Consider the following 10,396-nt stretch of genomic DNA (forward strand, 5'->3'; position numbering starts at 1 on the left):
TTTAAAGTATGTTGTAAATTAACACTTGAGAAGATAATATAGGTGGTAATTAGATTATGGCATTAAAGTTTAAACACCTTATTATTGTTTTGATGCTTATTTTTGATATGATTTTTTTAACTATGTTGAAAGCAAGGGGGACCTCTAAATGAAAAAGTCACAACTCTCTGATCAAATAAATGAAGCATTTATTGCTTTTAACCGGGAAGCTTCGCATCATGCAGATAATACCTATGTTGCTCGATTGGATAACAATGGCGCTGTTTCTGTGATTGCTATTCCGTATGGAGATCCTCATAAACCTTACCTGATTCCACAAGACTTTTCGAAATTACTCAATGATGTTGCAGATAAAGCATACGCTGCTGAAACGGGTGCGTTTTCACAGCTTAAAGCATTGGAGTTGGAAATTTTGAAACAGGGTGTCGAAGAATAAGGCTTACTCAATAGACCACAAATAATAGCGTATCACTGATTATAACTTAAAAAGTAATCAGTAATACGCTATTTTAAAATGGTCATAAAGATTGGCGACTTCAACTAAGAACGAGTTTTCAAATTAATCGTTGAGTGTCCTAATCCTCTTTATCCCGGATTATTGCTTGTTATACAAATACTTTAAGGTATTTATGTCAGCTTCTGTAATTTTCTGGGTATAAGGATCTTTTTCGTTTGGATACATTACATCATTTTCGTCGGTACTGTGGGCAAGCCCTAAAGCATGGCCCATTTCATGAACAGCAATAAACTGTGTGTAGGCATAGTCAAAATTAAACTTGATTGCCTGTTCAGGCAGAATACCGATCACTGCGGATTTCATCGCGTAAAAGCCTGCTGAATTTCTGGTAGTGGCGCGTTGGATGTAGGAAATGCCGACCGTATTAGCGTCGACACCATCCGAATTCGATGCCACATTGGTGATCTTGATGTTTGCGTTATTGTAATCAGAAGTTTCGGATAGATTAACGACGTTGACACCGTTCCATTCTTGAATGGCCGAATACCAAAGTGCCCTTTCGGAACTATTCATTTTTGGATAAAAGGCATAGGTAATATTGCTTGATGCTCAGCTAACGACCTGGTCAGGTGTGTAAGATTTTGTCGGATCTTTGACAGGGGTTTTAATCGGAGCTGTCGTACTTGAACTGCCTGAGTTCGTGACACTGGTGGTCGTTTCGGTTGTTGTAGGCGTCGTAGTTGTGGTTGTAGCTGTAGGTGAGCTCGCTTTTGTCAGGTAGCTGCTTTTAACCCAACCCTTTAAGCTGCTTCCTTTAACATAGCGATAGGTCTGATATTTACCACTTACCTTGATCTTACGTTGATATTGACTTGTGAAAACAACTTTTTGATGGGTCTTTAATTTGAACAATTTCTTGCCCAGTTTGGCCGTATAAGCATAAGCTTTATTTGAAACGTTGGGTTTAACCCAATATTTTGTTGGCTTTGTTTTGACAATCTGAGTTGTTTGCACCTTGGCCTTTGCTTGAACAGGCTGTGTTGAATTAGCCGTCCCAAACGTTCCTAGTAATGTTGTTGCTAAAGTACCTAAAATTAAATAAAGTAATTTATTTTGCTTCATCTTTTTGTGCAGTCCTTTCCTGATGTTAGAATTTCGAGCACGAAAATGATTAGAAATGATCTATTCTTAATGCCCCTTTTATAATGACAATTATACTCAAAATCTATTAAAGTTGCGAGAACGAAAGCGCTGTTTTGCAAAAATAAGAACAAACTCAAAAGGCCAACGATAGAAATTTTCTATGGCGCATATCCGATTAATGAAGTAAAATTATATCATAACTGTTAACGAATGCTAAGAACGGATAATGACGTTTATCTGGGGGGATGGAGATTTATGAAAAAAAGTATGGTAAAGGGTACATTGCTTCTTGCCCTTGGGGTTACAGCGTATACGGGAGTATCAATGACTGGTCAAATTGTTTCTGCAAAACAGCAAGTGAGGGTTGTGAAAACCACAAAGCTGGCAGGGGCGGATTATCATGTTAGTGGTGGCTACTTGTATTCAAGTGTTAGGCTGACTAAACGTGTACATAGTGCCAAAAACTATCAAAGAACATTATTCTTCTCGAATCGGTTGGTAACGGTCAGAAAATCAAACGGGCATCAAGCGAATTATCAATATATTGTTTCACGGAATGGCAGAATTCATGGTTGGATTTGGACAGGAAATTTGAAAAAAATATCGAATACGTCAAGTACGTCTAAAAAGGGAGCAACAACCCCAACTAATAACGGTTCGACCATTGATGATCAGACAAATTCTTCAAGTGCCGATTCGGCTTCATCGGCCATTTCAACAGTAACAAGTCCGTCATCAACCAGTTCAGCTTCCAAAAAGCCGGCTAATCCGACAAGTTCATTTTCATTGACAGACTATCGGGCAAGCTTTATGAAATATCTTAATCAAGAAAGAACTAATCGGAGGCTTCAACCATATATTGAAGATTCCAATTTAGATGCGTTGGCTCAGCAGCGATCGACACAGCTGATTACTAATTTCAGTCATTTTGATGCACAGGGCAATGCCATTGCGGATAAATCTGCCATTCAATTTGGTGTTGGCAACTTTGGCGCCGAATGTATTGCCCAAAATGTCTGGGACGTTGATAGTACCAGTGATTCAGTAGCTAAAAACGATATCCATGAGTACATTTATGACGATGCTGCGTCAAATTGGGGACATCGTGATATTTTACTTAATACTGGTTTAAAGTCTATTGGAATGGGTGCTACATTGCATGAACACGTTGATGGGTTTATGGCAACATGGACAGCTGCGGATTTTGGGTACTGAGGTAGTTCGACTTATTTAAGAAAATAAAAATGACCAATTGTTTATCAGCCGATTAGTAACGGCAAAAGCGATTGGTCATTTTTATACTGAATTCGTGCAAATAATTAATTGGCGCTTTTTTTCAAAGCAGCCTTTTGACGCATTTCCATCTCAATATCTTCGAGTGTCTTACCACGGGTTTCCGGTACCATATAGATAACAAAGAAGATTGAAAGAATGGCGAAGAAGGTAAAGACGGCGAATGGACCGCCAACATTGTTATGGAACATATTTAACAATACCAAGAAGAATTGAGAAACAATAAAGTTACCAATCCAGTTGGCGGCTGAACCGATTGAGTTACCAACGCCACGAACGTTCAATGGGAAGATTTCACCCAGCATCAACCAGCAAATCGGTCCCCATGAAACGGCAAAGCCAAAGATATAAATGGCGATTAAGATCATGGTTGGAACCGCTGCGGCTTGAACTGTCAATGTGAAGTTCAGGACAGACAGGATACCGATTGAAATGGCCATAACGATTGAGCCGAAAAGCAAAATTGTTCGACGGTTAAATTTATCCATGATCTGGTAGGCCAAGATTGTGCAGAGAAAGTTAACAATCCCGATACCGACTGAAATCCAGATGGCGTTTCCTTCAGCAAATCCAAATCCTTTAATAAAGACTTGTGGTAAGAAGTAGATGACTGAGTTAATGCCAACCAATTGTTGTAAAAGCATTAAACCAATTGCAACAATAACAGCCGGACGGGCAAAGGTAACAAGCTCTTTCCAGCCACCCTTGGGTTGATTGGCAATCTTTTGAATGGCGGTTAATTCCTTGTCAGGGTCTTCATTGGTGTTTTTACGTAATTCATGAAGAACATTGCGAGCTTCATCAATATTTCCCTTTTCAACTAGATAACGTGGTGATTCTGGTAAAATTAGTGATCCGATAAAGAGAATGGCAGCAGGGATCAAAGCGGATCCAAGCATCCATCGCCAATCACGAATACCTAACAGGTTGTGATGAAGAAATCCCAAGTTGGAAACGTATGCCAATAAGATACCAGCCGTAATCATAAGCTGAAACATAGTTCCAAGTGATCCACGATGAGGTGCATCAGCCAATTCTGCCAAATAAGCAGGCGTTAAAGCGGAAGCGGATCCAACGGCGAATCCTAAAATGATTCGGGCAGTGACCATTGAAGCAAACCCAACGGCGGTCATCGAAAGACCGGAGCCCAGCAAAAATAGGATAGAAGCAACCAATAGTAATCGCTTACGACCAAACCTATCGGATAGTGTTCCAATAGATAAGGCACCAATTGAGGAGCCGATTAGAACGGATGATGTAATGAATCCGGTCTGCTCAATATTTAAACTAAAGTCATTTTCGATTAATGAGGAGGCACCAGAAATAATACCAGTATCAAACCCAAATAAAAGGCCTCCCAAAGCACCGAAAACAAAAATGAAGAAGATGCTTAAATGTCGTGCACGCATATAAATTCCTCCTAAATAGAATTGTAAAAAGGTTTTAACGTTTTCTAATTGTAAACCCTCTCATTATAATTGCAAGCGCTTGCAATTAGTATTCGCATTACACTAATGGCCAATAATTATTGATATTACAAACCATTCCCCTTCTTTTGAAAAACAAGTAGTTCTAATTAATTAATATTTACAAAAATATTATTGCACAGATGTCTCTATTTTCAATTAAATAGATTTGAAATGTATTTATGATATTGTTTAATTCATTGAGGAATAATTGCCTTTTAAATTGTTAATTTGTTTTATATATTAATAACCTAATCCTTGCCTAAATTATTATGTCTGTTTGTGGCTTAATACAATTGCCAATGTGGCTTTTTGTATGGTTAGTCAATAAATACCGTGTAGAATTTCTTGTTAGTTATATGAGTTAATGTAAACGATAACCTAAAATATTAGTTCTATTTATCCCTTTAAATAAGGAATAAAATAGCTGTTGACTTTATTTAGGTAATCGTTTACCATAATTATCGTGAACAATCGATAGTTGAGTTTAACTAGTAAAGGTTAACGGAGGAAATCGTGATGACACTGATTCTAAACACATGGATTTTTGAACAGGATGTTAAAAATGGGACACCTCAGGCAGAGCTAGTCGACAGGACCGCTAAGCTTGGCGCAGATGGTATTGAAGTTCGACGGGAATATTTTACGGATTTGGAAACAGAAACAGCGGACGTTGGAGAGAGGGCTAAGGCCAAGGGGTTGATGGTGACCTATAGCGTACCAGATGAATTATTTTTTGAAGATGGTCAGTTTAATTCTAAGTTAACCACCTATTTTGATGAGGCTAAGGTGATGGGCGCTTCAAAAATTAAATTTAATACGGGACGATTTGATCGCTATCGGGGAAATTTAAAGCAGGATTTAAGTCGTTTACCTTTGAATAAGATTGAAATGAACGTTGAAAATGATCAAACAGAGGCTTCAGGAAATGTTGCACCGATTAAGGCTTTCTTAGATTCAGTTAGGAAGATTGACCTTAATCGGATTGGCTATGTATACGATCTAGGCAATTGGGCGTTTACAGGTAATGATGCGATTCAAAGTGCTAAAGCTTTGGCAGCCTATACAAACTATATTCATCTAAAAAATACTGTGAGCGATCATGGAAAGCTGAAAACATCGTCAGATCTTAATACTGGAATTTATGATTGGAAGCGTATTTTGAATGTGTTACCTAATGATGTACCGATCGCTTTAGAGTTTCCAATAGCAACTGATAAAAAAATTGCAGCGCAGATGGCCATCTTGAGGGCCGGAGCGGAGGGATAGTCATGACTTCAACAATTAGTGCTATTTTATTATTATTGACGTTTGTAATTTTTATTGTTTACATCGTTAAGGGTGGCAACCTGATGATCGGTTTTTTCGTCATGGCAATTGTCTGGTCGATTGTTGGCATGGTTCCCGCCAATCAAGTGATTCAAAAAGTTTTTGCCGAACCGGCGTTAAATTATGCGCCAACAATTATTTATATTGTATTTGGTTCATGGTTTGGTCGCGTATTGGTAGACAGTGGAATTGCTCCGGCGATTTCCGAACAAACTAATAAAGTCGGTAAAAAGCATCCCTTCTTGGCTGCAATACTCGTCCTGTTGGTCACTGCATTCATATTTGTTAGTGCGTACGGTGTCGGTTCAGTGATTGCAATTGGCGTGATTTTGCTGCCAATCATGTTATCGGTGGGGATTCCCAGAGATTTGGCATTGTCGGCTTTTACAATGGCGATTGGTGCACCAATGTACTTAAACGTTGTTTTGTATAACCAGATTAAAGCGTTCTTCCCAACAGCTGTCTATGGTGGTAAATATCTTGTCTTTGGTTGGGCAGCAACTGCAGTCCAGCTAGCTGCCGTTATTATTTTTCTCTTCTTTAACCGCAAGCGCTTTGATCCGACTAAGGCACAAGAAAACTTGGAAATTATTGGTGCGGAAGATAACACGGCTTCAATTGTTAAAGTACCGAAAATTGCCTTTATCGTTCCGGTTATTCCTGTTTTAATGAATATGCTTTTTAGTTGGGATGCCATTCCGGCACTCATTTTGGCTACACTGATTGCAATGCTGTTCACCGGAAAGTTCAAAGGGTATCAGAAGTTTGTTGACTTCTTGAACAGTACGATTCAACAATCAATTTCAGATATTGCCGGTTTAGTCATGTTTTTAATGGCCTTAATCATGTTCAGCGGGGCCGCTCAGATGGATGCCGGCCGGTTTAAACCGATTTTTGCCGCTATTTTACCGCACAACCATTTGATTCTGGCCGTGGCAATCGGCATCTTGGCACCGTTGGCATTGTTTCGTGGCCCGTTACATGTTTGGGGCGCCGGTGCGGCAACAGCTGCCGTACTTTCTGGAACCGGTCTTTTCAATGATGCCTTTTTATTGCCGTTGTTATACGTACCTTCAATTATGGCGGTATCAACCGATCTGACCCAATCTTGGAATGTATGGGGACTGAAATATATGAAAGTCACATCAACAGCATTCCTTAAAAATGGCGTTTTTCTAATGTGGGTGGTTTCGATTATTAATGAAGTCCTTGTCTATTACTTCTTTGGATAATCTGTTAATGGAGTCGAAGTCAATTAACTTAAAAGTGAGGAATTAAAATATGAGTGAATTAATAACAATTGGTGAACCGATCGTCACCTTTGCGTCCAAGCAACCGGATGTGTCATTGATTGATGCAACCGAATTTACCAAAATTATGGGTGGCGCCGAATTGAATGTTGCCATTGGAGCAACTCGTTTGGGGCATTCAACGGATTACATTTCAAGAGTGGGTAACGAACCATTTGGTGATTATGTCATCAAAACGATTCTAAGCCATGGTGTTGGGACAAAATATATTTCCCGTGATCCAAAGTATTGGACCGGTCATCAACTAAAAGAGCTGGTGACAAAAGGAGATCCGCAAACCTATAATTATCGAAAAGGGTCGGCTGCGGCTCATCTGTCAAAAGAGATCATTGAAAAAGTGGATTTGAATGGTGTTAAAATGGCTCATATGTCAGGAATCTTTCCTGCTATTTCAGAGATGGCTGAAGAAACTTTTCGAACGTTACTTGAGAGGCTGATTCAAAAAGAGATTACCATTACGTTTGACCCCAACTTAAGGCCGGCACTTTGGGCAAGTCGGGAAAAAATGATTCGCACAATTAACGAATTGGCCGGATCAGCAGATATCGTGTTACCGGGCGTTGAAGAAGGCAAAATCTTGCTTGGAACGGATGATCCTGAAAAAATTGCTGATTTTTACTTAAAGGGACGACGAACAAAAGCAGTCATTGTGAAAGTCGGATCAGCTGGTGCCTTTGTCAAAACGGCTGAAGGTGAGCATTACGATGTTCCCGGCTTTAAAGTAAAACAGGTTATTGATACTGTTGGTGCCGGTGACGGCTTTGCACTTGGTGTCATTACGGCCTTACTGGAAGGACTAAACTTAAGATCGGCTGTGGTACGCGGCAACGCTGTAGGTGCTCTGCAGGTTCAAACGTATGGGGATAATGATGGATATCCTGACCAGAAACAATTAAAAGCTTTTTATCAAAAAGAAGGAGTGACAGAATAAATGAAATTACAAGTTGCAATAGATCGTGTTTCGTTGGACTATGCTTTGGATTTAGCCGTTAAATTAGATCAATTTGTTGATATTGTTGAGTTTGGGACTTCACTTGTTAAAGATTACGGGTTGGTTGAAATTGGTAAAAGAAATCCGAATTTGTCCCATGCACAATTATTACTCGATCTAAAAACCTTTGATGAAGGTCCCTATGAGTTTGAAAAGGGATTTGATGCAGAGGGGGACATTTTGACGGTTATGGGAGCAGCTTCAATTGACACACTGAAAGGCGTTTATGATGTTACCCGCAAAAGACAGGGTGAGATGTTTATCGATTTGATGGAAACTAGTGATGAAAAGATCACCCAAATCGCTGACTTTGAGAATGTTACTTATGGGATTCACCACTCGCATGATGCTGCAATAGGGTTTGATGCCGTTTCAACGGTAGCAGATTTCCATAAAAAGTTTCCGGCAGTTAAGCGTATTTCAGTGGCCGGCGGCATTGATTTGGAAACGACTAAGAAGCTTGCTGAACAGGGAATTGCAGAGTCTGTGATTGTTGGCAGTAAGATTATTAAAACAGATGATCCAGTAGCTAGTGCAAAACAATTTATGGAGGTCATTAAATGAGTTTAGTAGAACAGGTTATGGGCGAAGTTAATCAAGTAATGGGCATGATTGATGAAAAACAGTTGAAAGATGCAGAGAGCGTTATTCAAAAAGACAAACGGATTTTTGTTTTGGGTGCCGGGCGATCAGGATTAATGGCTAAAGGGTTTGCAATGCGCTTAATGCACATTGGGTACACGGTGTATGCTATTGGGGAAACCATCACACCATCAATTCAGGCCGGCGATGTCCTTGTGGCGGTTTCCGGTTCCGGTAAAACATCCAGTATTTTGGAATTAACTGAAAAAGCCAAGAATGATGGTGTTAAAGTTGTAGCCGTTACTAGCCATTCTGATTCTCCATTGGGAAAAATGGGCGACGTGACAATTGTGGTTCCAGGTGCAACCAAAGCCGGAGATGGGGTTAAATCAATTCAGTTATTAAGTACATTGTTTGATCAAAGTGTTCACATTACTTTGGATGTACTCTGCCTCATGTTGAGTCGTCGAGATCATGTTTCTAATGATACGGCAAAGGCAACTCACTCAAATTTGGAGTAAGATCCTTTATTTTACGAAGAACGGTCATATCTGATAATTAAGCGATTAGGCGGATTTTAGATGCTAATCGCTTTTTTCATGATAAAATTGAAAACGAGACTGGTTTGAAACTTAATCTTAAGCATACTTGAAGCAAATGAAATGGTGGTTTAAATGACAAACAATGGAAGAAAATCAGCGAATATTAAGGACGTTGCAGCGTTAGCGGGAGTATCGGTCGCAACAATTTCCCGGTATTTAAACGGGGAATTGGATCGGATGTCCAAAAAGACGGCAGAAAATGTCCGAAACGCAATTGAAAAGTTAAACTATGTTCCTAACTCCGTTGCACGTCAAATGAAGACCCGCTCTAGTAAAATGATCGCAGTTATCGTTTCGAACGTTGATGATTACTTCTCAACTGAATTATTTAAAGGAATCAGTTCGATTTTGGAAAGCAGCGGATACATTGGTGTTCTTTTTGATGCGGATTCCGATGATGATCGTGAGCAAAGATTATTAAAGACTATCGGCAGTCAGCTGTTTGACGGTGTGATTATGCAGCCAGCCAATAATCCACAGACAATTACGGAGGCACTTCGGCGGTCGATGCCAATCGTGACGGTTGATCGAGAGATTGATGACAGTCCATGGCCACAGGTTGTGATTAATAACTATGAAGTTGCCCGCTCTGTTAGTCATCATTTTGTGCAGGAGGGGTATTCCAGAGTGGTCGTCTTAACTTCTGAAATAAAAAAAGCCCGCACCCGTCAGGAACGGTATCGCGGGATTACGGCTGAATTTAAACATGTAGATGTATTGGAAATTTCAGAAGTTGTCCATAATCATCAGACAACCTATCAGCAACTGCTTCATTTAATTCAAAAGAATGATAAAAAGACGGTCATCTTTAGCCTGAAAGAACGTTGGTTTTTGGAGTTTGTCCCACAATTGGTATTTGATCGGGTTATTGATAACAAACGGGTGACGGCAACCGGTTTTGCGGATACGGATTATGCCCGGCGATTAGAGCCGAGACTAAAACTCATTTCTCAAAATCCGTATTTTATGGGTGCCAGCTCGGCGGAAGTCATGCTCAATCAGTTGCAGGATAAAAGTCAGAAAGCAAAAAGAATTGTGATTAGGGCGAAATTTGAATAGTGTGCGTAGCAAAGCGGTTAGCACCCGGAATATAAGGCGTCGATTGGGGAAATCCCGATTTTGGATTTTTCGAATCGATCCCTTATATGGAGTGGTGCTGCTTTGAGGAGCAGTCCTAGATCAAGTGTGCGTAGCAAAGCGGTTAGCATTCGGAGTGCAAGGGA

The 10,396-nt window shown here is 39.9% G+C and carries 11 protein-coding genes; 8 read left to right on the top strand and 3 right to left on the bottom strand.

Annotation, left to right across the window (positions count from 1 at the left end):
• Nucleotides 1-148: 148 nt before the first annotated feature.
• The gene (locus tag HMPREF0519_RS09870; RefSeq protein WP_003558139.1) at nt 149-436 is read left to right on the top strand and encodes a hypothetical protein; all 288 of its coding nucleotides are present in this window, start codon (nt 149-151) and stop codon (nt 434-436) included.
• Nucleotides 437-595: 159 nt separating this feature from the next.
• On the opposite strand, the gene HMPREF0519_RS14440 is transcribed toward HMPREF0519_RS09870, so the two are convergent.
• Both HMPREF0519_RS14440 and HMPREF0519_RS14445 read right to left on the bottom strand, forming a co-directional pair.
• Nucleotides 596-1,054: a matrixin family metalloprotease gene (locus tag HMPREF0519_RS14440; protein ID WP_225429185.1), complete on the bottom strand. Its 459-nt coding sequence runs from the start codon at nt 1,052-1,054 to the stop codon at nt 596-598.
• 12 nt (nt 1,055-1,066) lie between these two features.
• Nucleotides 1,067-1,579, bottom strand: coding sequence for a hypothetical protein (locus HMPREF0519_RS14445; protein ID WP_003635881.1), 513 nt, complete (start codon nt 1,577-1,579; stop codon nt 1,067-1,069).
• A gap of 276 nt (nt 1,580-1,855) precedes the next feature.
• Here HMPREF0519_RS14445 and HMPREF0519_RS09880 point away from each other — a divergent pair, with 276 nt between their 5' ends.
• Nucleotides 1,856-2,815, top strand: coding sequence for a CAP domain-containing protein (locus HMPREF0519_RS09880; protein ID WP_225429143.1), 960 nt, complete (start codon nt 1,856-1,858; stop codon nt 2,813-2,815).
• Between the two features lie 104 nt (nt 2,816-2,919).
• Here the strand turns inward: HMPREF0519_RS09880 and HMPREF0519_RS09885 are convergent, their stop codons facing one another.
• Nucleotides 2,920-4,302 carry a sugar porter family MFS transporter gene (locus HMPREF0519_RS09885; protein WP_003558145.1) on the bottom strand — a complete coding sequence of 461 codons (1,383 nt, stop codon included), beginning with the start codon at nt 4,300-4,302 and terminating at the stop codon, nt 2,920-2,922.
• 576 nt (nt 4,303-4,878) lie between these two features.
• Between HMPREF0519_RS09885 and HMPREF0519_RS09890 the strand changes: the two genes are divergently transcribed.
• The 6 genes from HMPREF0519_RS09890 to HMPREF0519_RS09915 all read left to right on the top strand — a co-directional run bounded on the left by HMPREF0519_RS09890 (nt 4,879) and on the right by HMPREF0519_RS09915 (nt 10,232).
• A complete protein-coding gene (locus tag HMPREF0519_RS09890; RefSeq protein WP_003635885.1) occupies nt 4,879-5,628 on the top strand; it encodes a sugar phosphate isomerase/epimerase family protein in 750 nt (249 codons plus the stop codon).
• Between the two features lie 2 nt (nt 5,629-5,630).
• Complete coding sequence (locus HMPREF0519_RS09895) at nt 5,631-6,920, top strand: hypothetical protein (RefSeq protein WP_003635886.1); 1,290 nt, start codon at nt 5,631-5,633, stop codon at nt 6,918-6,920.
• Nucleotides 6,921-6,969: 49 nt separating this feature from the next.
• On the top strand, nt 6,970-7,929 hold the full coding sequence (locus tag HMPREF0519_RS09900; RefSeq protein WP_003558151.1) for a sugar kinase: 960 nt from the start codon (nt 6,970-6,972) through the stop codon (nt 7,927-7,929).
• Nucleotides 7,930-8,553, top strand: coding sequence for an orotidine 5'-phosphate decarboxylase / HUMPS family protein (locus HMPREF0519_RS09905; protein WP_003635889.1), 624 nt, complete (start codon nt 7,930-7,932; stop codon nt 8,551-8,553).
• Nucleotides 8,550-9,092 (top strand): 6-phospho-3-hexuloisomerase, encoded by a 543-nt coding sequence (gene hxlB / locus HMPREF0519_RS09910; RefSeq protein WP_003635891.1) that lies wholly within the window; start codon nt 8,550-8,552, stop codon nt 9,090-9,092. The genes HMPREF0519_RS09905 and hxlB overlap by 4 nt, the downstream gene beginning before the upstream one ends.
• 153 nt (nt 9,093-9,245) lie before the next feature.
• Complete coding sequence (locus tag HMPREF0519_RS09915; RefSeq protein WP_003635893.1) at nt 9,246-10,232, top strand: LacI family DNA-binding transcriptional regulator; 987 nt, start codon at nt 9,246-9,248, stop codon at nt 10,230-10,232.
• The last annotated feature ends 164 nt before the right edge of the window (nt 10,233-10,396 follow it).

The sequence above is a fragment of the Lentilactobacillus hilgardii DSM 20176 = ATCC 8290 genome (assembly GCF_000159315.1).
Taxonomy (GTDB): Bacteria; Bacillota; Bacilli; order Lactobacillales; family Lactobacillaceae; genus Lentilactobacillus; species Lentilactobacillus hilgardii.

Bases quoted from the DNA above. Each gene is read 5' to 3' on its own strand.
- HMPREF0519_RS09870 (WP_003558139.1), top strand. From the start codon at position 149: ATGAAAAAGTCACAACTCTCTGATCAAATAAATGAAGCATTTATTGCT.
- HMPREF0519_RS14445 (WP_003635881.1), bottom strand. From the start codon at position 1,579: ATGAAGCAAAATAAATTACTTTATTTAATTTTAGGTACTTTAGCAACA.
- HMPREF0519_RS09880 (WP_225429143.1), top strand. From the start codon at position 1,856: ATGAAAAAAAGTATGGTAAAGGGTACATTGCTTCTTGCCCTTGGGGTT.
- HMPREF0519_RS09885 (WP_003558145.1), bottom strand. From the start codon at position 4,302: ATGCGTGCACGACATTTAAGCATCTTCTTCATTTTTGTTTTCGGTGCT.
- HMPREF0519_RS09890 (WP_003635885.1), top strand. From the start codon at position 4,879: ATGACACTGATTCTAAACACATGGATTTTTGAACAGGATGTTAAAAAT.
- HMPREF0519_RS09895 (WP_003635886.1), top strand. From the start codon at position 5,631: ATGACTTCAACAATTAGTGCTATTTTATTATTATTGACGTTTGTAATT.
- HMPREF0519_RS09900 (WP_003558151.1), top strand. From the start codon at position 6,970: ATGAGTGAATTAATAACAATTGGTGAACCGATCGTCACCTTTGCGTCC.
- HMPREF0519_RS09905 (WP_003635889.1), top strand. From the start codon at position 7,930: ATGAAATTACAAGTTGCAATAGATCGTGTTTCGTTGGACTATGCTTTG.
- hxlB (WP_003635891.1), top strand. From the start codon at position 8,550: ATGAGTTTAGTAGAACAGGTTATGGGCGAAGTTAATCAAGTAATGGGC.
- HMPREF0519_RS09915 (WP_003635893.1), top strand. From the start codon at position 9,246: ATGACAAACAATGGAAGAAAATCAGCGAATATTAAGGACGTTGCAGCG.